Raw genomic sequence first — 21,035 nt, 5'->3', positions numbered from 1 at the left:
ATTATGTAACCCACTCTATCCATTTTTTTCTTAAAGCAAACAGCAAGCTCGCTTCAATAAACAATTTGACTAAAAAAACAATTTGTACCGTATCCTCACCATATAGCTCGGAATACAGCATAGCATACAATTCAGGCATGAACCATACGATGCAGCTCAGCATAAGAAAGACCGTACCCATCTGCTTGCTCTTTTCATGAATCATCCAGCCCATCCAGCCAAATACGATACTGAGCGGCACCCAGCTAAGCTCCAGCGTAATCCAACTCGCCAGGTCCAACTGATAATGCAGCAGCCAACCGTAACAAAAGATGAGAACAACCCATCCACACAATTGAAAAAGCATAAATCTTGACAACAGTCCCGTTAACAACCAGACTATACTGCATACAGCTACATATCCGACAACCAGCACTGGCTTCTGCATTCCATGAAGTTTGAGCATGAACACACCAATAAACAGTAAAAACAAGGAGGCTACCCCAAACAATACTTGAGCTCGAAGTGGCTCCTTGGATCGCTGCAGGCTTCCGACCGTATAACAACAAAACAAGAGAAGCATCGAAAGGCCCATTTGCATTGGTAATTCAAAAGCAGTAAAATTAAGAGCAGCATAAGAAATAAGAGCAATTACGACAAATATCAATATCCATATTTTCCAATTACTGTCTTTGATGGCTGTTGGGGTTACGCCGAGAAACCCGGAACTGGACTTCGGTTTATCAGAAGAATCTTCCAAATATATATTTAATAAAAAATCGCAATAATGTTCCGGTAAAAGCTTACTTTTACGCCAATGCTCAATTTCCATAATTAATATTCTTCTTTTTTCGTCCATTGCCATTGCACACGATCACCTCTTCAATACTGAGCAGCCATTTTCCTGAATTTTATTCATTTCCTGTCATTTATTTATCGGTAATGATCAGACAAAAAATTAGACCTAACTGCAGATGCAGTGAGGTCTAACCCAATTACTCTAGAAAGTCTTTCAAACGCTTGCTGCGGCTTGGATGTCTCAGCTTACGCAAAGCCTTGGCTTCGATCTGACGAATCCGTTCCCGGGTAACGCCAAACACTTTACCGACTTCTTCCAGCGTACGCGTACGTCCATCATCGAGGCCAAAACGTAATCGAAGCACGTTTTCTTCACGCTCTGTCAACGTATCCAGCACGTCCTCCAATTGTTCCTTTAACAGCTCATAGGCAGCAGCATCGGCAGGAGCCAGTGCTTCCTGATCCTCGATAAAATCACCCAAATGGGAGTCGTCCTCTTCGCCGATCGGTGTTTCCAGAGAAACCGGTTCCTGAGCAATTTTCATAATTTCCCGAACCTTATCCGTACTTAGATCCATTTCTTTGGCGATTTCTTCCGGAGTCGGTTCGCGTCCCAGCTCTTGAAGCAATTGACGGGAAACACGAATGAGTTTGTTTATGGTTTCAACCATATGTACCGGAATCCGGATCGTCCTTGCCTGATCGGCAATCGCACGGGTGATTGCTTGACGAATCCACCAGGTCGCATACGTACTGAATTTGAAACCTTTATCATGATCAAACTTTTCAACCGCTTTAATCAAGCCCATATTGCCTTCTTGAATCAAATCCAGAAACAGCATACCACGTCCGACATACCGCTTAGCAATACTTACCACGAGACGCAGGTTAGCTTCAGCAAGGCGCCGTTTGGCTTCTTCATCACCAAGTTCGATACGCTTCGCTAAATCGATCTCATCTTCTGCAGATAACAATGGCACTCTGCCGATTTCCTTCAGGTACATCCGAACCGGATCATTTATTTTTATTCCCGGAGGCAGTGAAATATCATCCTCAAAGTTAAAATCATCATGTTCCCGATCCCTATCACGATCTATCGGGCTGATTTCATTATCTTCGTCTGATTCATTACCTACATCAATACCCATTTCGGAAAGCTGCTCGAAAAACTCATCGATTTGTTCTGGATCCTGATCAAAAGGAGCCAGCTTCTCCATGATATCCTTATAAGTTAAAGATGAACGTTTTTTGCCCAACTCGACAAGCTGGTCTTTTACCTGATCCAACGTCAACTCTGTCTCTATCTCCGTGTGTTGATCGTTCGCCATATGCTAACTCCCTCCTCCCTAGAGCCATCAAAGATAAATTCAAACGACTTATCATGATGATTTTAATTGTTTGACTAGGGATGTAATCTCATTGCCAATTTGACCGGCCATCTTCAGATCACCGGATCGTTCTGCCACTATCATTTCTTCTGTTTTTTGCTTGATCGATTCTTGAAGCTTATATTTTTTGATCGTGCTTATACAATCGTCGATAACCTGACCATTCACTCCATGAGAGTTGCCCATCATAGCAATCGAACTTGCCAATCCCTCCAATTCTTCCTCCTGAAGCATCGCAATAAAGCTGCTAAAGTTTGGCTCATATCCTTGCCCGAAATAAGCGTACAAATAGGCGGCCAAGGCATTATGTGCGTCCACATTGAATTGGTCTCCCAAATTCCGCTCAACATAAAGCGTGATGTCAGCATCGAATAACATAATTGCGAGTAACTGACGCTCGGCGTTGTAATAGGCTGGAAGTAAAGAGGGAGTTTGTTCCCGGGGTGTTCGTTCATTCCTAACATTATTCCACGCTTTCGCTTTATTATCCCCGGAGTTACTACTTTTTTCCGCTTGGAGCCTGATCTCGTTCAGGTTTTGCAAAGTCGTTTCAAAGGAATAACGAAATTCTGTAGATAGCTCCCTCACATAGTGCTCTCTTTCAATTGGAGACGTAATGTCTGCAATAATTTTGAGCGCTTGCTGCATGTAGCGAAGCTTTTCCCCGTCCTCCTGCAGTTTAAAATTTTTGCGAAAATAAAGAAGTTTGTATTTGATCGACGGTACGGCGTTTTCTATAACTTCCCGTACAAATCGCTCAGAACCATGATGGGTAATAAAATCATCCGGATCCTGCGCATTCGGAATCATGGCTATCTTGACCAGACATCCGGCCTGCTCCAAAATAGGGATGCTCTTATATGCAGCATTTTGTCCAGCGGAATCACCGTCGTAGGCTACCGTTACCTGATCGGCTTGCTTGCGAATCACATCAGTATGCTCTTCGGTCAACGCTGTACCCATGGTTGCCACGCCATTGGTTATGCCTGCATCCCAAGCTTTGATTACATCCATGTAGCCTTCAAAAACAACAATTTGCTGCAGCTTACGTATTTGCGGTCGTGCCAGATGCATGTTGTACAAACTTTTGCTTTTATGGAAAAGCATCGTCTCTGGGCTGTTTAAATATTTGGGCTGCGCCTCACCCATAGCTCTACCCGCAAAAGCAATTAGCCGTCCTTTCCAATCGTGGATAGGAAACATGATCCGGTCTCGAAATTTGTCGAAGTACCCTTGTCCTTCCTGTCTTGCAGACAAAAGCCCTCCTTTTTCCATAAGCGGTAAAGCATATTGACGCTTCTCCAGCAGTTGGGCCAGTGTGTCCCAATTGGATGGTGCATAACCAATACCAAACGTGTCGATCAGCTTATCATTTAACCCCCGTGAACGTAAATATTCCATAGCTTGCTTGCCTTGCTCGGTATTTTTCAAAATATGCTGGTACAGCTTTCCGGTAAATTCGTAGGCCTCATATAGCTTTACCTTTTCCGGATTTTGCTGGGATGGAGTATCCGATCCAAGATCAATACCGAGATCCAGATTCGCTTCAGCGGCCATTTGATTAATCGCTTCGATGAAGGTGAAACCTTCAATCTCCATTAAAAATCGTATAGCCCCGCCTCCGGCACCACAGCCGTAACAATGATAAATTTGCTTTTCAGGTGTGACGGTAAAGGAAGGAGTTTTCTCGGAATGAAAAGGACATAATCCTTTCATATAGTGACCCTGCTTGCTTAAATGGACATAACGGCCTACGACATCGACAATATCATGATGCTTAAGTACCTTTTCGATGACTTCTTCCGGAATACGTCCGTTACTCATTCTATCCACCTTCATTCAAATTAACACGTAATAATATTCGCTAACTCTCGGAAATCTCCTGCAAGCCACGCAAAACTTTTGTCAAAGATTGTAGAAAAAAGTGTCGATCTTCATCTGTGAATGGTCTTGGGCCTTTGCTGTGTTTGCCTCCGCGCCGCTGTTTGGCCTGTTCATGCCTGCGATCAAGTAAAAAATCAATCGTCAGATCTGTATACTGCTGGCCTCGATTCGACAAGGCTATCGCTTTTTTGCCCAAAGCAAGTGCGGCTAAACCAAAATCCTGAGTTACTAATACGTCACCGGCAGCAATTCGATTCACAATATAAAGATCCACCGATTGATCGGAACGATCAACTTGTACAATCTCGACTCCATCCATGGGAGCCAGCCTATGGTCATAGGAAGCAACCATCAGCACATCAACCCCAAAAGGTGCTGCTGCCTTAACAATTTCCGGCTTCACCGGGCAAGCGTCGGCATCCACAATAATTTTGTGTGCATTAGGCATGTTGACCCCATCTTTCTGAGTATGCGTAGCTTCACTTGGGTGCTCATAAATAGCACTATATCTAATATATACGCTGAAGAAATAAAAAATCCTGCTTCCTGCATTATAAAAAGCATTACCTGCCGCGGTACCATTCCATGATCAAAGCTGCAGTCTCTTCTACAGCTCTATTGGATACATCAATGACTGTACAGCCGATGCGTTTCATAATCCGGTCTGCGTATTCAAGCTCTACATTTATTCTCTCCACATTGGCATAGGAAGCCGTTCGGGGCAGACCGAGCATTTTTAAACGCTCCGTGCGAATCACATTAAGCTTGTCGGGATCAATGCGAAGTCCGATAATTTTTTTGTTCGAAACGGTAAATAGCTGCTCTGGCGGTTGTATTTCGGGAACGAGCGGCACATTCGCAACCTTAAACTTTTTGTGAGCAAGGTACATCGACAATGGGGTTTTGGACGTTCTCGATACGCCTACCAACACGATATCGGCCTGCAGCACACCCGTATAATCGCGTCCATCATCATATTTAACCGCAAACTCGACCGCTTCTACCTTTTTGAAATAACCTTCGTCCAGCAGATGAATCATGCCAGGCTGATGTCTTGAGGTTTGCTGCATTTTTTGCTCCAAAGCGTTCAATACAGGCCCCAGCAAATCAATATGTATCAGTTGGTGCAGCATGGCCTGCTGAATCAAATAATCGCGAAGCTCAGGAATAACCAGTGTAAATAAAATAATCCCATCGCGCTCAGCCGCAGTTTGAATCAGTTTGTCGATATCCTCTTGATCTTCAAGAAAGGGCATAATACGCACATCTACCAAATGGGGATAAAATTGAACGGCTGCCGCATGCACAACAGCTTCCCCGGTATCACCAGCAGAATCGGAGGCAACAAAAATAATTGGATTGGATTTATCCGTCATCAGCAAACATCTTCCTTCCTATTCAAAAAAAGAACTCGCCAGCAAGCCTGTGCGAGACTCATGACGAGGAATAATTTAATGTAATTTATTATATTAGCAAATCGAAAGAATAATGTCAAACCCCATATTTATCCATTTGATCCAGGAAACCTCGCGTTTTTAACGCCACACCAATATGGGTATCGAAGTAAGCCCTCATAAGTCTTTTGAGACCTGCTTTGGTTTCCGGTTTGACATCAATCTGTCCCAGTCTGCGTATGTCCATATGAGCGAACAGACGAACAAGCTTGAGTGTTCCCGAAGAGAGTGACAACGCTTGAGGATCCTTATGCCGGCATTTCTCGCATAGCATACCACCGAGTGCCGGACTAAAGGCCATAGTATTACCATCGTTTCTACAGGCTACACAAACTTCAAGCTCCGGCAAATAACCGGCTTGCACCCATATTTTTATTTCATAAATGAATGCAATGATTTGCATATCCTTCTGCTCGACCAGTCCTTGAAGCGCGGCGTTCAGCTGATCAAACAAAAAGGGATTCGCCTCTTGATCAGCCAGCAAGCGATCCGTCAGCTCAGCCATGTAGGAAGCATAGGCTGACATATGAAGGTCCTCCCGAATCCGATGGTGCGAATCTATAATTTCTGCATGCTTTAACGTACCCAGCTGGCCTGATCTGAAAAACAGATAATCTCCGAAAGTGAACAACTGGGATACCGAGCCGTAACGGCTTTTAAGCTTTTTGGCGCCGCGGACAATGACTGCCATTTTGCCCATTTCGCGTGTAAACAAGGTAATGATTTTATTACCTTCCCCATAATCCATGCTGCGTATGACGATTCCTTGTACCTGATACTGCATCGCCGATTTCCCCCAAGCCCATCTGAAAGAGGTAGTTCAAAAAGTCTTCTCGGTGCTGAAAGGCGACTTTTTGAACTCGCACTTAAAGGCTATTCTAGCCCATCATCAGACTCTAATGTCAAGTCCTCTTCCGCATCAATTGAATCGGAATCATTGTTGATCTCCTTATATAGCAGATATGCATCCACATCACCTGTTAACGAAAAATATTGCCACGAAAAATCTCTCATGCTGCATCATCCCTCCGTAAGCCAAGCGTCTGCTAACAGCAGAAAAGCTTTCCTTCTAATCATGAGCTGGACGGTATCTGGCGATAGTATAGGATGTTACGTTTGAGCGATAATTATGTTAAGCAATAACTGCCACCAGTCGGCTATTCGTTATTATTCGTTACGAAATCCAAGGTCACGCAGAACCCGATCCTGATTACGCCAATCTTTTTTCACTTTGACCCATAGTTCCAAGAAGGTTTTGGAGCCAAGCAGCGCCTCGATGTCATAGCGGGCCTTTTGCCCGATTTCTTTAAGCAGAGCGCCCTTTTTCCCAATAACAATCCCTTTTTGCGAGTCCCTTTCCACATAAATAATGGCCGATATATGAACGACGCCATTAGCTTCTACCTTCATGTCCTCGATACCTACAGCGATGGAATGTGGAATCTCCTCGCGGGTCAGATGAAGAATTTTCTCACGTATCAGCTCAGCGCATACGAACTGCTCAGGATGGTCAGTAACCTGATCAGCCGGATAATATTGCGGGCCTTCAGACAAATATTTGGTAATTTGCTCAAGAAGTGTATTGACGTTGTTTCCCTTCATCGCGGATACCGGAATGATCTCAGCAAAATCATATAAATCTTTATATTGCGTAATGATCGGCAGCAGCGCTTCTGGCTGAATCTGATCGATTTTGTTCATGACAAGGATGACCGGTGTGGTCACCTTTTTCAGGTTTTCAATAATAAAGCGATCACCACCGCCAAGCCCTTCCACGACATCGATCAGCATCAGAATCGCATCCACTTCCTTCAAGGAGCTTTCTGCGACCTTCATCATATAATCGCCTAACTTGGATTGCGGTTTATGAATTCCCGGCGTATCGAGAAATACGATCTGAGACTGTTCAGTTGTATAAACACCATGAATTTTGTTGCGTGTCGTTTGTGGTTTGTCTGACATAATAGCAATTTTTTGGCCAATGACCTGGTTCATCAATGTGGATTTACCGACATTGGGACGTCCGATAATAGCGACAAAACCGGATTTGTAAGGTTTCTTTGGGGTAGTTGATGTCATTATACTGTTGTTCCTCCATTTAAATCGTTCTGTGTAAAGGCTCCGGGTAGCAGCTCGGCTACGGTTGTTTCTGTAATTACTCCCTGTAGATTCGCCATATAAACCGGCATGTCCGGAGCACATAATTCAATCAATACTTGACGGCATACCCCACATGGGGTAATCGGATTAGGTGTATCGCCTACGACAGCAATGGCACGGAACGTTCGCGGTGTTTTACCATCTGCAATAGCACGAAACAGCGCTGTGCGTTCGGCACAATTCGTTGGTCCGTAAGCCACATTTTCTACGTTGCAGCCCTGATGGACTTGACCGTCCGCATCCAGCAATGCACTGCCAACTTTAAAATGAGAATAAGGCACATATGCCTTTTCCCTCGCTTCCAGTGCCCATCCAACCAACTGCTGCTTGTCCATCCGCATCGTTCCTTTCTTAATTCACTAAGTAATAGACACAGGCTGCTACGAAGCATCCGACTAGTCCACCCAGGATCAGTGATGGAAAAGAACGGCTGCGCTTGTCATAGAGCACCAGCATGACGAGGATTGCAAGTAAATACGCCAGTAATGCTACAAAAGTAATCGACACATAAGAGGCAATAAAGGTAGCTATCGCAAAAGCGAGCGCTGCGAGCAAGCTCAAGCGCAACCTACTGCCTTTAGTTGAAAATCTGGTCTCCAGCACAATAATCGTCAGGATGACCAAACTGAGTAATATCCATACCATTGCCGCGGAAAAGCTATGACCCTCCGCTTGCCTCGCACTGCGGAATAGATGATCGATAGGCTCATAGAAAACGACCATCCCGACTATAGCCGCAAAAACCGCAGACACCAGTACTGAGGCTGCGGCCACATCCTTGGCTATTTTGGCAAGGGGATGACGATCAGGCATAGCAAGATCAACCGCTTTTTCAATCGCTGTATTGATAAGCTCTGTCACGATCATCAAGGTTACAGCCATTAAAATAAACAGGATTTCAAGCTTGGGCAGATGCAAGTAAAGTGCTAACAGCAGAACGATAAAAGCGGCAAAAAAATGAAATTTCATATTGCGCTGTGTAGAAAGAGCATACTTCACTCCCTCGTACGCATACCGAAAGCTTCTGCGCCACTTTACCTTCGAATTCATCTAACCAATCCTGCCTGCTGTAAGATTTGCTCCTGCTTGCCAAACATGATTTTCTCTGTTTCTTCATTGTCATGATCATAACCAATCAAATGCAGGAAACCATGTACAAACAGAAAACCGAGTTCACGCTCTACAGAGTGACCGTAATCCTCACTTTGCTCGATGGCTCTGGGTACAGAAATAATGATATCCCCCAGCGGCTCCTCAAAGATTGTAACAAGTCCGTCTTCATCCTCGTCATCCTGCAGTTCCAGCTCTGTGTCATGCTCGTTAGAATCGTCGATTTCATCAGACTTGTCGAGACGTTCAACATCGTCCAGGTCTTCCTCGTCCACATACTCATCTTCATCGTCACTCTCATCCACATAGATGATCTCCATCTCATCCTCACCAATGTCATTCATCGCAAAGGAAAGCACATCGGTAGGTTTATCAAGTCCACGATATTCTTTATTTAAACGTTGAATTTCAGCATCGTCTACAAAGGTTAAAGCAACCTCCCCCTCTGTGACCTGCTCCGATTTCCCGGCAAGCTGAAGCAGCAGCTCCAGTTTATCAACAAGCTCCTGTTTAATTTCGTAATGGGTTTGCTCGCTGCTCCATTCAAGACGTAAAGACATAGCTTTAGCTCCTTTTTTCTTTTTCTTGATTCTGTATCGTTGAAGGCTGATTCCCCGCCGGAAGATTTGTTGGATATTCAATTCTTGAATGAAAAATACCTAATAAGGTTTCGTTTAGGGTTTTGGCTATTTGATCCAATTCCTTGGTTGTCAGATCACAATCATTAAACTGTCCATCATCCAGTCGGCCTTTAATAATTTTGCGTACCATGGAGTCAATCTGTTCCATATTAGGACTGCGAAGGGAACGAACTGCAGCTTCTACACAATCGGCAATACCGACAATAGCCACTTCCTTGGATTGTGCCAGCGGACCATCATATCGGTAGTCCTGCTCATCCACAGAAGTCGGGTCCCCTGCTGCCTCCGCAATTTTCTTTGCTTTGTGATAAAAGAACTGCAGCAGTGTCGTACCATGATGCTGCTCGGCGATATCGCGAATCTGCTTTGGAATGTGATATTCCTTCAGCATTTCGACGCCATCTCTCGCATGCGCCACAATGATAGACTTGCTGAGCTCAGGGTCCATCTTGTCATGCGGATTTTCTATATTTGTCTGATTTTCGATAAAATAAGCAGGTCGCTTCGTTTTCCCGATATCATGATAGTATGCGCCTACTCTGCACAGAAGTCCATCTGCACCGATCGCTTCCGCCGCTGTTTCTGCCAAATTGCCAACCATAATACTGTGGTGGTACGTTCCCGGAGTTTCCGTCAGCAGCTTTCGCAGCAGTGGATGGTTCGGATTGGACAACTCCACAAGCTTCAAGGGAGATAAAATACCGAATGCAGTCTCAAAAAAAGGTAGGAGTCCAATGACGAATACAGCTGTAAGCAGACCACTGCCCACGATAAACGATAAGGCAAATAGCATATTCCGCTTGCTCTCATGATCTTCAATCAACAGCAGTGAACCCATAAGCAGCATCCCCATCAAAGCGACGATAACCCCTGCCTTGAGAATGGTAGAACGCTGTCCTGCCCGCTGGATGGAGAAAATAGCCGCAAATGAGGTTGCCATTGTGACCAGTCCATATCTAAAATCAAATGACTGCAGATGGTCCATGTTGAAAATCATGCTAGCCATCACTGCAAACAGCATAGCCCCCATAAAAGCAAGCTTTTCATCCAATAAGATGACAATAAGCATGACTCCCATTGCAGTTGGAGCCAGAAGACCTATATAAGGATAATCCAAATTTTGCACCAAGGAAAACAGCTTCATACCCAGCAAGTTAATGATGATGATTAGAAGCAGCATAACCAACTGCACGTTATTACTGCTGATGGACAATGTGCTTTGTTTGACAAACATAAATACAGCTAAGGCTAACATCAATACCATAATGATCAGCCCAATACGCGGCCAATAACTGGCTTCGTCCTGCAGCATGTCAAGACTGCTCAACCGTTGGTAAATATCAGCTGTTATCGGTTCACCTTTACTTACAAGCACATCGTTTTTGTTAACAAATACCGGTTTTACGTTATCTCTGGCATGACCCTTTGCCGTTTCGGTCCCTTTTTGATCCAGAAATTTATTAGGCGTGATAGCAGCACGTACAATTTCCTGCACCATTTCCCTGGACATGCTTTTCGTCAAGGTCGAGCTGTTCACAAGCTCAGCTACCTTGGCACGTACTGTCTGGGCCTCCATAATCTGATCATTCATCAACCGTGTCACAATCTCTTTAGCGACCGGTTCCATCAACGTGAGATCTTCCTTGGGCAAACGTGGCATTTTGTAAAAGGTTTCTTCCGGAATACGATACTGCTGCTCATTAATTTTTTTACGCATTTCTTGTAATAATGCATCGTTATATTGACCGCTGATAGCGAAGCTCTGAATCTGCTTATCCATGTGATCCTGAGCTAGAATGGGGAACACGGATTTAAATATATTTACCTTATCCCCCAGTGTAACCTCCGAGTCGGCATTGATTTGCTGCAGCTTTTCGAACATCGCTTCGATCAAAGCCTCATTCTTTAAAGATACAATTCTGTACACAGGCTGTACGTGCTGTGCTGCATCTTCCTTGGCCTTCTCGGTCGCTATAGCGTTTTCAATGGCCCGTGGAGCCAGAATGTCCTTTTCGGCTGTAGTACCGACTTGAATATCATAGGTTTGCGGGATCATCCTGTTCGTCAGTGATGCATACAGTACGGCTGTAAGCAGAATAAACAGAAGAAAGCGCACCAGGGCGCTATATTTCCAGCCAACAAGCGGGTTTTGAAGTTTTCGTTGAATATTGTTCATTGCGAAAGGTCATCCCTTTCTATACACATCCTGATGGTTAAGTCGTATCAGGTTATTTGTCGTTTTGTTCGTTATAGGCAATAATGATTTTTTGAACCAGAGCATGTCTGACAACATCCGCTTCGGAAAATTGAATAAATCCGATCTCTTCGATTCCTTTCAAAATACGCTGTACCTCGATAAGACCTGAAGATTTTCCGCGCGGCAGGTCAATCTGTGTAACATCTCCGGTAATGACCATTTTCGAGCCAAAACCAAGACGAGTCAAGAACATCTTCATCTGCTCCGGTGTTGTGTTCTGCGCCTCATCCAAAATAATAAATGAATCATCCAGCGTCCGCCCGCGCATATAGGCAAGAGGTGCAATTTCAATCAAACCTCTTTCGAGCGATTTCAGCACCTGCTCAGGCCCGAGGACATCGTTAAGTGCATCATACAATGGGCGAAGATAAGGGTCAACCTTTTCCTGAAGATCTCCCGGTAAAAAGCCCAGACTTTCCCCAGCTTCGACGGCAGGTCTTGTTAACACAATCCGCTTCACTTTACCTTCTTTGAGAGCCGTAACCGCGATTACGACGGCCAGATATGTTTTCCCCGTACCTGCAGGCCCAATACCAAATACAATATCTTTTTGTTTGATCGTAGACACGTACTGCTTTTGACCGATGGTTTTAACCCGGATAGGCTTTCCCTTATGCGTGGTTGCAATATCACCCTTGAACAAATCCAGAAGCTGATCAGCTTTCATATCCTTGGACAGCTCAATAGCATACAACACATCGCGTTCAGTCAATATGTAATTGTTTCGAACGAGTTCTAGCAGTACGTCAAATAGCTGTTGAAGCGAATCCATCTCACCGGCATCGCCCCTTATGACGATTTCTTCACCACGGGACTGAATGCTGGCACGGGTATGCTGCTCGATCAGCTGCAAGAACTTGTCCTGCGGACCAAAGAGAGCTAGCCCCTCAGCTGTATTCTTCAAAGCTACTTTTATAAAACGTGAGTGATCAGTCAACAGGCCTCTTCTCCTTATAGTTTGCGTCGCAAACTAGCATCGTTAGCATTTTCCTTCAAGCGAATGCGTTATGGTATAATTGCTTGCTCCTGGGCAATCGATTCTTCCACTTCCAAATGCACTTCCATATAAACTTTACCATTGTCCGTCTTTTCATGCAAAATTTTTTCATTTACGACCTTGGCGTCCCCACCAACAGCAGCTATAATTTCCAGCTTGGCCTGCTCCATACCAACTGCTCGTGCCTCCGCCAGCTCCATGGGGCGGTCGACAAGCTGGACCTCCATAATCCGCTCTCGCAGCCAACCGATGGGGAGCACATAATCTCTCCACTGCAGTGTCTTGCGTTCCGGTATCGTTTCATAGTTCTGAAAGCTCAAGGCGCCATAACCCGTAAGCTGCAGCGCTCGACTGCCCAATACCAGATAAGAACGGTTCTGTGTCGTACCTGTATAGGTCTTATACTGCCGCAGGAGAGGCACCTCCACTTGTGGTGTATACCATACAATCCCTTTTACTTGACCGCTTGCAACTACGGTTTGCCGATGGGTTTCATCCCCCAATATACCTGATATCAGGATGTCCCCTTTTTTTACATACGTATTGATTTTGGCAACGGGCCTTCCCTTTTCAGCAAAAATGGATGTCACCATGGCACTCTTGGAGGCCACCAGATGACGAGGATTCAACAGCTGGGGCTTGTCAGGCAGAGTTGCTTCCACAACCTTGATTATGACCTGCGTGCCTTGGATTTCAACCCCTACCCATGCCGTTCCCGCAAGCTTTCCTTGCAGGTTTTTGGACATTACATCCGAATCCTTGAGCCGAAATTTCCACTGCAGCTTGTAAATCCCTTCCTGCCTGGCTGTCTGCAGAATATCCTGCGTACTGATCAATTCATTGCCTTCAACCCGCACCTGCCAAACTAGCGAGGACAGCAAATAAAGCCCAATGATAAATCCAATCAGACCCATCGCAAAAAACTTCCGCTTCTCCAGTCTATTTAGCAGAAAAGGGAAACCGAACCGCTCGAGGACATGGACCCGACAGCCTGTCTCTTTTAAAAGCGGGCGAAGCCCGAAAAAGTCTTTCAATGACAAATACAGCTTCGCATGTCCCTCATAAAAACAAATATCCCAAGCCAATATTCGCTTCTCGACCAATTGATTAATGAACGACTCCAAGTTCTGTCCACGAACCTCTACCCTGACGTACCCTCTTACCGATAAAAAAATGGATGATTTCAAATCGGTGCACCTCTTTTACGGAATATATTTGAGCTCATGAACAATCCCTTCAATGTATACTTCCTCAGGATAGATAACCCGGATTACTAGCTCCTTCCCATGTACCTCAAGCTTTCCTTGAGATAAGCCAAGCCGCAGCAGCTCACTTGAAACATGCTGAACACCGCGGTGATTTTCAATATATAGCTGCACATTGCCAATCATCGTTACACGGGGCAAGTCCGATGTGACATCCTGAGGAAGGTCCAGCATTTGGGAGGTAAGCTTATGAATACTTTTAGTAATACTTCGCATACTGTATCCCCCTTGAGAGCTTTTCGACGGATATTGTACTTCCTGAGAGTCTAACGAATTATTGCGCTGCCCTTACTGAACCCACATATACTGTTTACAACATATGCGAATAAAACGCTGTTTATGAAAGCATGCAAAAGAACCTCCGACTCCACGATCTAGTGGCATCAAAGGCTCCTCAAGTCCTCTCTGAATGTTGGGTTAGCTTCAATGAATGATTTCCTGTTGTTCACGAACTCTTATTAAGGCTCCTTCTACCTGTACAACGACAACCAGCTTGTTCACGGGTATGAATTCGCCATAGGTTACAACATCCACTTGCTCATCAGCCACTGCTATCGTTCCTGAGGGCCGTAAAGGGGTGATAGCCAGGCCTGATTGTCCCAGCAGGTCTGTACGCTGCAAAGAGTAGGAGAGCGCTGAATCGACGCCTGGCTGTCCTTGAAGCGCATTGTCAATTCCTTTACTGATTCGCTTGAACCGACGAATGGAAATCATCCCAACAATGATTATTGCTACTACAAATAGTAAACCCATCATCCAACGCGGAGTCATCAAGATCGCTATACCTTGTGACCACATAAACGGAATCGGGATCTGAATCCATGGATGCATATCAGAACCTCCTTAGAGCTTCCAATGGAAGCTGTCTTCGCAAGCACTTTCTTTTTTTGAGCTTCATAGGAAGCCATTTCTAAAACAGTTTCTTCCTATCACAGCTTATGCATTTATGTTAGAGATGGCTATATGTTGTATTTAAAGCATATCGAACCCTGTTCAAACACAAAAAAACACTCCTAAAAGGAGTGTTTTTTTGCTGCTATGATAATAGCTGTTGAACGGCCTGATTGACAATCTTGCCATCGGCACGTCCCTTCACCTTTGGCATCAATGCACCCATGACTTTTCCCATATCCGCTTTAGAAGAGGCACCCACTTCTTGGATGGTCTGCTGTACAATGGATTTCACTTCTTCTTCAGTAAGCTGCTGCGGTAAGTACTCGATCAGAATTTCAATTTCAGCCTTAACGGTTTCCGCCAGATCATCACGACCGGCTTTTTCGAACTCTTGGAGGGAATCCCTACGTTGTTTTATCTCGCGACTTAGAACTTCAAGTACTTCTTGGTCATCTAAGGGTTTACGTTGATCTATCTCGATATTCTTGATAGAGGCACGAACCATACGGATTACGGAGAGTTTAAACTTGGCCTGGCTCTTCATCGCAAGCTTCATATCTTCATTGAGTTTTTCGCTTAAGCTCATCGTTTAAGCCCCCTAGAACTTTCTCTTACGAGCAGCCTCAGACTTTAACTTACGCTTAACGCTTGGTTTTTCATAATGCTTGCGTTTCTTTACCTCCGCTAACACGCCATCTTTTGCGATGGTGCGCTTAAAGCGACGAAGTGCAGCATCTATAGTTTCATTTTTGCGAACTCGAGTTTCTGACACCAGTTTTCCCTCCCTCCGAACAGACCGTCCAAGACAAAAAAAAGCAGTTTATCAACTACAATTATATTGCATACACAAACATAGGTCAACCTAGATGGCAAAAATTTATTTTGCGTTGAGTGCACCAAGCTTTTCACCAGCTAATAAATGGTAATGAATGTGGAAAACCACTTGTCCGGAGTCTGCGCCACAGTTGTTAATCAACCTGTAGCCACTGTCATAAACGCCTTCCTGTTTGGCAATTTCCTGGGCAGCCATATGTAAATCACCGATCAATCCACGGTCATCCGCCTCAACATCATTCATGGTCGCAATATGCTTTTTCGGTATAATTAAAATATGTACAGGTGCAGCAGGCTGAATGTCGCGAAATGCCAATACTTGCTCATTCTCATACACTTTGCTGGAAGGAATCGATCCTTCTACGATTTTGCAAAATATACAGCTCACAGGTGGAAATCCTCCTTTATACTCAATGATCAGAATTACTTTTCTATCATACCGAATGCAGGTCTGAAAATCCAGTCAGCGCTTGATGCTATCCGACAGAAAGTTGGTGGTTTTTTAAAAGCGCTGTCATTTCAAGAGCTGGTAATGGCTTGCTTAATAAATAGCCTTGAGCCTCGTTACAATTTCTGCTTTTCAAAAAGGCCATCTGTTCCTCTGTTTCCACACCTTCAGCAACAACCTCCAAGCCAAGTCTGCGGGCTAGCGCGATAATTGTTTTGGTAATAGCCGTGTCCTTGGGGGCGAGTGGGATATCTTTAACGAAAGAACGGTCAATTTTTAGTATATCAACCGGAAAATATTTCAAATAACTAAGCGATGAAAAACCGGTTCCAAAATCATCGATTGAAATTCGAATACCTTGATCTCTGAGCTGCTTCATCTTGGAGATCGCCTGGGGTACGTTAACCATCACAACACTTTCCGTCAGCTCAAATTCAAGCTTATTCGGATCAAAGTCGGACTCGGCAAGAATATCAGCAATCTCTTGAATAAAGTAGTCACTCTGAAATTGAACACCTGATATGTTAACAGCCATATTTACATCTGTTATCCCTTCCGATTGCCACTGGTTACTTTGCCGACAGGCAGTACGAAGCACCCACTCTCCGATAGGTTTTATTAAACCTGTTTCTTCGGCCAAGGGAATAAAAATCGCAGGAGCGACAAGTCCCAGCTCAGGATGATTCCAGCGGATAAGTGCCTCAACAGTCGTATAATGTCCACCCAGCAGTTGAATACGAGGCTGGTAATATAGCGAAAACTCGTTTCTTTCCAGGGCCATACGTAATTCCAATTCCATAGCTTGCTTTCTCTGAGCTTGCTCGTTCAGCAATGGATGATATAATTGGTACCCATTGCTGCCTTGTTTTTTGGCTACATACATGGACATATCCGCATTGGTTAATAGTTCCTGCAAGGTTTGTCCGTCAGAAGGATACACACTGATGCCGATACTTGCGGAAGCTTTCATTTCGTATGTATCGAGGGTAATGGGCTGATCCAATACGGTGAGCATCCGCTCTGCGATCGAAACCGCCTCTTCCTTGGACTCAATAAAGGGAATAATGGCTGTAAATTCATCACCACCCATTCGAAAGAGCTGACAGTTAGCGAACTGCTCGTCCGACAAGCGAACCGCTACGGTTTGAAGCAGCAGATCACCTGCTTTATGACCCAACGTATCGTTCACGATTTTAAACCGGTCCAGATCAATAAATAAAATAGCCAGCATTCGGTCTAATCGCCTGCTATCCCCAATATGTGCATTTAATTGCTCCTGAAAATTAACTCTGTTGGGTAAGCCCGTAAGCTGATCATGATAAGCACGATACTTCAGCTGCTCTTCGTGTGCCTTTCTCTCACTCCATATACTTTCAAAAGCTTCTGCCATATGGTTGTAGGCCGTGCCCACGGAAAGCAATTCATCCTGTGAATTCAGCCTAACTCTTGCTGTCAGATCGCCTTCAGCCAGTCTGGAAGAGGCATCGTTCAAAGCATGTACAGAATGAATGACAGATCGATACAGCCCGAGAAACAAATAAGCCACAACCAGACAAGCAATCGTTAATATAGCCAAAAACATCATTCTTTGTCTGACCCATGCTTCTATGCGTTCTTGAAGTAGATGATCTATAATCGGTATGCCGGTATGTTGAAGCTCAAAGCCCATTTGAATCGAGGAGGTACCTATTTCAAATATAGCTGGTGATGATATCTGTAAGCTGTTAGCATTCATAATTTCAGTATCCAGCCAGTAAATGAATTGATTAATTCCTTGCTCAATAGCATCCATTTGCCGCTTAATCGGTTGTTTTAACGAAGGGTCTTCCTCATAAATAATATTCAGGCTCCCTTTTACAATATCAAGAGCCGAACGAATCAACCCTCTCAAAACGGTTAATTGTGTCTTGAGATCTATTCCAAGCTGCTTATCAGCGGCAATACCGGAAGCGATACCTCTTGTTTGCCCCAAATGTTCAAGCATGACAAGCAGCTTGCCAATTAGCCCATCAACCAGGTTATAGCTTTCGTTGTGCCGATCGGTCTTCAACCCTGACGTGCTGCTGACATGTTCAGTTAACGCTATGGATTGAGCAATGATTTCACTATGTATGGAAAAGCTTAAGTTGGCATCACTCACTGACTTAATATCTTTGATAAGCTCCCAGTCATCCATCATTTGGTTAAAACGTGTCTCCGGTTGCAGTACCTCGCCATAGAGTTGGTTCATCGCTCTGATTTGTTGAATATCTTTTTCAATATCCACACGCTTGCTTGTCAACTGCTGGTCAAATGAATGGTCTCCGTGCAAGTAAGCATTTTTCATACCTCTGTGTAATTGTAAATCTTCAATAAAATGGCTGACACCCGTTATATATTCGAGCCCTTGTCTTTCTTTAATTAAGGATTCAATCTCCTTATTGATGTTCCCTATCAGCAATGTAATAAAAAGTCCGCTTGGCAGCACTAACAGTAGGCCAATTAAAAAAAACTTTTGCATATAATTCAAACGATTCATTAACGCGGTGGCCGGAAGCAACCAATTTTTCATTAAAGTCCTCCGTTGCTATATCTGCTACAAATTGAAAAAACCATAGTCAAAAATATTTCTTTTCTGTTAGAAATATACACCTTACATTGTTAATATTCAACAGATGTTTATACAAAATATTATGTTTTTGTGGTTATTTCGGGGAAACACTTTATGTTTTTATGTGATTCCCCCGAAATAACGTATGAAATCTATTGTTTTATTAATTATTGTTCGCGTTTCTACGATACAGCCATGATCACATTTTTCCATGTAAGCAGAAAAGCAGCAACCAGCCTGTCAGACAAGCTCGTTGTAACTGTTTCAGATCGTTGATCATGCTGATTGAGCAGCATCGACGCTGATGAAACCGGAGCCTGGGAGTCGTGTAACATGGATGTTGTGGTGGAGGTTTTGATTATAACCTTGCGTGCCTTACTATCCCAATCCAATACACCGCCAAAAGCCTCACCGATAAAACGTGCCGGCGCCATAGTATACCCGTTAATGAGCTGCGCTGGAACCTCCAGTTCTATGGTCTGACCATTTTTGATCACTTTACGCTCACCCACACGTAGAGAAACCGAAGTCCCACCCTTTCGACCTGTCGCAGTCTGAGTACTCGCATCCCAATCCACGGTGGCTCCCATGGACTCAAAGATAGCCCGAAGCGGAGCGAGTGTATTGCCTTCACGAATAACAGGAGCTTGTTCGTACTTTTGCAGCTTACCATCAATAGTTACAGATATATCAGCGGACAACGGATACGACTTGCTCGCAACCTGATATCCAGCACGGTTATAAATATTCAGCTGCAGCGTGGAGCCTTCGGGAACCTGGTCGGCGTTCAGCTCAATGCCGAATGGTGGATTGCTCTGCGATTCGATGAGCTTACCATTAATGAAATAATCGATTTGATGGATATATAAGTCAGGTATCTTTACCCAAGGCGTGATCTGAGTTTTACCTTGAAAAGAATTCCGTTGATTATTCAGCTTTATATGACCTACGCTATCCGCAGGCTTTGAGCCCTGCTCAACCTTTTTTAAATAAAAGGGTGCAGTGATCATGCTGCTGTACAGCTTTTTCATCGCTTCATTGTCGCCAAGTAGATAGTTATTGCGGGACTCGCGATCCTTCAAATCCACATTAAAGTAATTGATCGATTTGAGACGCGGGTATTTAAGTGGCATGATTTGGTACAAACGATGCAAATTCAGCAGCCCGTAATCAGTAAACGATTCTTGCGGAATATGAGCATAATGTGATACAGCCGTTTCACTGATCATGAGTGGCTTGCGATCCGAATAGGTTTTGTATAAATAATCCAGCCGTTCTATCGGACTCGTTGCCTGCATATTGGCAGTCGCCGGATTCCCATTCTCATAAGGCTCCGTATACATGTTCACTCCAACCCAGTCGACGTAATCATCCCCCGGATAGTACACATCCATCGAATAGGCGGGTACATCTCCAGGACTCCACACCATCGCCACATTCGGTGCTTCCTCTGCCATCACGTCATGCACTAGCCGGAATTTCTCAATATACTTCTGTGGATCTCCATGCCAGACTACCCAATTACCATTCATTTCACTGGCATAGCGCAAAAAGATCGGAATACCTGTTGCCTTAGCCGCGCGTGCCCATTCCCTTAAATGTGCATTATCCTGCACGGAATCCAGACCATTACTCGGTTCCCAGGCAATCTGCAGTCCCGCCCCCGCCTGCTTGGCATTAGTCGCATACTGCTTGGGGAATGGTGCATCATATGGGGTATATGCTAAATAATGGGCGTGCTTGCTGCCATACACGGATTGCGATTTACTAAAGTTATTGCCCATTGCCGGATCCTGTTCGGAGTACATTCCAATATATATTCCATATTCCGGTTCGTATTTAGCCAGCTTGCCACTCACTGGAGCACCTTGCTTCTTCAAGACCTCAACGTCAGACGTGGACATGTACAGATCCGTAATCGTCCGAATCTGCTCGGCGCGTTGCAAATCAACAGCTCCCCAATCCTTGCCGTCTTTGAGCCAGTACATATTTTCCAGCTCATAATAATAAATCGCGTTCTCGTAATCCTGGATCTTGTCATAGTACTCATCAAGCCATCCGCAAAATAATGCAGCCCCCTGCCAATCCCCAATTGAAGCATAGTGGTCGACAAGAAACTTCCAATCCGGAACAGCAAGCTCCGGGTGACCGTTCTTGTTAGCCTTTTCTGCTGCTTGCCATCGATCCCAAATCGGATCCGCCTGGACAGCAGAAGCTCCCGATAGCAGCATTGAGGCTACCATGCATGTGGCTAGACCTTTTTTGAAATGTGATGTTTTCTTGCCAAATAGTTTCATACTTCTCTCCCCCTACTTCTGAAAAAGACGACTTTAAAT

General features: G+C 44.5%; 21 protein-coding genes. All 21 read right to left on the bottom strand.

The features are described from left to right. Nucleotide 1: 1 nt before the first annotated feature. Nucleotides 2–844 (bottom strand): hypothetical protein, encoded by an 843-nt coding sequence (locus BK127_RS11205; RefSeq protein WP_256711260.1) that lies wholly within the window; start codon nucleotides 842–844, stop codon nucleotides 2–4. 130 nt (nucleotides 845–974) lie between these two features. Then, nucleotides 975–2,105, bottom strand: coding sequence for an RNA polymerase sigma factor RpoD (gene rpoD, locus BK127_RS11200; protein ID WP_076230131.1), 1,131 nt, complete (start codon nucleotides 2,103–2,105; stop codon nucleotides 975–977). Nucleotides 2,106–2,156: 51 nt separating this feature from the next. Beyond that, a complete protein-coding gene (dnaG, locus tag BK127_RS11195; protein WP_076230130.1) occupies nucleotides 2,157–3,989 on the bottom strand; it encodes a DNA primase in 1,833 nt (610 codons plus the stop codon). Nucleotides 3,990–4,029: 40 nt separating this feature from the next. Continuing rightward, a complete protein-coding gene (locus BK127_RS11190) occupies nucleotides 4,030–4,497 on the bottom strand; it encodes a YaiI/YqxD family protein (protein WP_076230129.1) in 468 nt (155 codons plus the stop codon). Between the two features lie 115 nt (nucleotides 4,498–4,612). Continuing rightward, complete coding sequence (locus BK127_RS11185) at nucleotides 4,613–5,425, bottom strand: pyruvate, water dikinase regulatory protein (protein WP_076230291.1); 813 nt, start codon at nucleotides 5,423–5,425, stop codon at nucleotides 4,613–4,615. A gap of 115 nt (nucleotides 5,426–5,540) precedes the next feature. Beyond that, nucleotides 5,541–6,287, bottom strand: a complete 747-nt coding sequence (gene recO, locus BK127_RS11180; RefSeq protein ID WP_076230128.1) for a DNA repair protein RecO — start codon at nucleotides 6,285–6,287, stop codon at nucleotides 5,541–5,543. An 89-nt stretch (nucleotides 6,288–6,376) separates the two neighbouring features. Further along, on the bottom strand, nucleotides 6,377–6,517 hold the full coding sequence (locus BK127_RS11175; RefSeq protein ID WP_076230127.1) for a YqzL family protein: 141 nt from the start codon (nucleotides 6,515–6,517) through the stop codon (nucleotides 6,377–6,379). Nucleotides 6,518–6,670: 153 nt separating this feature from the next. After that, nucleotides 6,671–7,582 carry a GTPase Era gene (gene era / locus BK127_RS11170; RefSeq protein WP_076230126.1) on the bottom strand — a complete coding sequence of 304 codons (912 nt, stop codon included), beginning with the start codon at nucleotides 7,580–7,582 and terminating at the stop codon, nucleotides 6,671–6,673. After that, a complete protein-coding gene (locus BK127_RS11165; RefSeq protein WP_076230125.1) occupies nucleotides 7,582–7,998 on the bottom strand; it encodes a cytidine deaminase in 417 nt (138 codons plus the stop codon). The genes era and BK127_RS11165 overlap by 1 nt, the downstream gene beginning before the upstream one ends. A 16-nt stretch (nucleotides 7,999–8,014) precedes the next feature. Next, complete coding sequence (locus BK127_RS11160) at nucleotides 8,015–8,713, bottom strand: diacylglycerol kinase family protein (protein ID WP_076230124.1); 699 nt, start codon at nucleotides 8,711–8,713, stop codon at nucleotides 8,015–8,017. Beyond that, nucleotides 8,710–9,333 (bottom strand): rRNA maturation RNase YbeY, encoded by a 624-nt coding sequence (gene ybeY / locus BK127_RS11155; protein ID WP_076230123.1) that lies wholly within the window; start codon nucleotides 9,331–9,333, stop codon nucleotides 8,710–8,712. Before ybeY ends, BK127_RS11160 begins: the two co-directional genes overlap by 4 nt. A 4-nt stretch (nucleotides 9,334–9,337) precedes the next feature. After that, the gene (locus tag BK127_RS11150; protein ID WP_076230122.1) at nucleotides 9,338–11,590 is read right to left on the bottom strand and encodes an HD family phosphohydrolase; all 2,253 of its coding nucleotides are present in this window, start codon (nucleotides 11,588–11,590) and stop codon (nucleotides 9,338–9,340) included. A 52-nt stretch (nucleotides 11,591–11,642) separates the two neighbouring features. Next, nucleotides 11,643–12,608, bottom strand: coding sequence for a PhoH family protein (locus BK127_RS11145; protein WP_076230121.1), 966 nt, complete (start codon nucleotides 12,606–12,608; stop codon nucleotides 11,643–11,645). A gap of 68 nt (nucleotides 12,609–12,676) precedes the next feature. Further along, on the bottom strand, nucleotides 12,677–13,855 hold the full coding sequence (gene yqfD / locus BK127_RS11140) for a sporulation protein YqfD (protein ID WP_076230120.1): 1,179 nt from the start codon (nucleotides 13,853–13,855) through the stop codon (nucleotides 12,677–12,679). A 15-nt stretch (nucleotides 13,856–13,870) separates the two neighbouring features. Continuing rightward, on the bottom strand, nucleotides 13,871–14,149 hold the full coding sequence (gene yqfC, locus BK127_RS11135) for a sporulation protein YqfC (protein WP_076230119.1): 279 nt from the start codon (nucleotides 14,147–14,149) through the stop codon (nucleotides 13,871–13,873). A gap of 207 nt (nucleotides 14,150–14,356) precedes the next feature. After that, entirely contained in the window at nucleotides 14,357–14,764 is a 408-nt protein-coding gene (locus BK127_RS11130; protein ID WP_076230118.1) for an NfeD family protein, read from the bottom strand. A 205-nt stretch (nucleotides 14,765–14,969) separates the two neighbouring features. Beyond that, entirely contained in the window at nucleotides 14,970–15,413 is a 444-nt protein-coding gene (locus BK127_RS11125) for a GatB/YqeY domain-containing protein (RefSeq protein ID WP_076230117.1), read from the bottom strand. A 12-nt stretch (nucleotides 15,414–15,425) separates the two neighbouring features. Then, entirely contained in the window at nucleotides 15,426–15,599 is a 174-nt protein-coding gene (gene rpsU, locus BK127_RS11120; protein ID WP_076230116.1) for a 30S ribosomal protein S21, read from the bottom strand. 105 nt (nucleotides 15,600–15,704) lie between these two features. Further along, nucleotides 15,705–16,049 (bottom strand): histidine triad nucleotide-binding protein, encoded by a 345-nt coding sequence (locus tag BK127_RS11115; RefSeq protein ID WP_076230115.1) that lies wholly within the window; start codon nucleotides 16,047–16,049, stop codon nucleotides 15,705–15,707. An 88-nt stretch (nucleotides 16,050–16,137) separates the two neighbouring features. Then, a complete protein-coding gene (locus tag BK127_RS11110; protein ID WP_076230114.1) occupies nucleotides 16,138–18,660 on the bottom strand; it encodes an EAL domain-containing protein in 2,523 nt (840 codons plus the stop codon). A gap of 221 nt (nucleotides 18,661–18,881) precedes the next feature. Next, the gene (locus tag BK127_RS11105; RefSeq protein WP_076230113.1) at nucleotides 18,882–20,996 is read right to left on the bottom strand and encodes a stalk domain-containing protein; all 2,115 of its coding nucleotides are present in this window, start codon (nucleotides 20,994–20,996) and stop codon (nucleotides 18,882–18,884) included. Nucleotides 20,997–21,035 lie beyond the last annotated feature (39 nt).

This window comes from Paenibacillus sp. FSL H7-0331, from assembly GCF_001956045.1.
Note: the sequence above shows the minus strand (reverse complement) of the source record. Positions and strands in the feature narration are given on the sequence as shown.

Bases quoted from the DNA above. Each gene is read 5' to 3' on its own strand.
- BK127_RS11205 (WP_256711260.1), bottom strand. From the start codon at position 844: ATGGCAATGGACGAAAAAAGAAGAATATTAATTATGGAAATTGAGCAT.
- rpoD (WP_076230131.1), bottom strand. From the start codon at position 2,105: ATGGCGAACGATCAACACACGGAGATAGAGACAGAGTTGACGTTGGAT.
- dnaG (WP_076230130.1), bottom strand. From the start codon at position 3,989: ATGAGTAACGGACGTATTCCGGAAGAAGTCATCGAAAAGGTACTTAAG.
- BK127_RS11190 (WP_076230129.1), bottom strand. From the start codon at position 4,497: ATGCCTAATGCACACAAAATTATTGTGGATGCCGACGCTTGCCCGGTG.
- BK127_RS11185 (WP_076230291.1), bottom strand. From the start codon at position 5,425: ATGACGGATAAATCCAATCCAATTATTTTTGTTGCCTCCGATTCTGCT.
- recO (WP_076230128.1), bottom strand. From the start codon at position 6,287: ATGCAGTATCAGGTACAAGGAATCGTCATACGCAGCATGGATTATGGG.
- BK127_RS11175 (WP_076230127.1), bottom strand. From the start codon at position 6,517: ATGAGAGATTTTTCGTGGCAATATTTTTCGTTAACAGGTGATGTGGAT.
- era (WP_076230126.1), bottom strand. From the start codon at position 7,582: ATGACATCAACTACCCCAAAGAAACCTTACAAATCCGGTTTTGTCGCT.
- BK127_RS11165 (WP_076230125.1), bottom strand. From the start codon at position 7,998: ATGGACAAGCAGCAGTTGGTTGGATGGGCACTGGAAGCGAGGGAAAAG.
- BK127_RS11160 (WP_076230124.1), bottom strand. From the start codon at position 8,713: ATGAATTCGAAGGTAAAGTGGCGCAGAAGCTTTCGGTATGCGTACGAG.
- ybeY (WP_076230123.1), bottom strand. From the start codon at position 9,333: ATGTCTTTACGTCTTGAATGGAGCAGCGAGCAAACCCATTACGAAATT.
- BK127_RS11150 (WP_076230122.1), bottom strand. From the start codon at position 11,590: ATGAACAATATTCAACGAAAACTTCAAAACCCGCTTGTTGGCTGGAAA.
- yqfC (WP_076230119.1), bottom strand. From the start codon at position 14,149: ATGCGAAGTATTACTAAAAGTATTCATAAGCTTACCTCCCAAATGCTG.
- BK127_RS11130 (WP_076230118.1), bottom strand. From the start codon at position 14,764: ATGCATCCATGGATTCAGATCCCGATTCCGTTTATGTGGTCACAAGGT.
- BK127_RS11125 (WP_076230117.1), bottom strand. From the start codon at position 15,413: ATGAGCTTAAGCGAAAAACTCAATGAAGATATGAAGCTTGCGATGAAG.
- BK127_RS11110 (WP_076230114.1), bottom strand. From the start codon at position 18,660: ATGAAAAATTGGTTGCTTCCGGCCACCGCGTTAATGAATCGTTTGAAT.
- BK127_RS11105 (WP_076230113.1), bottom strand. From the start codon at position 20,996: ATGAAACTATTTGGCAAGAAAACATCACATTTCAAAAAAGGTCTAGCC.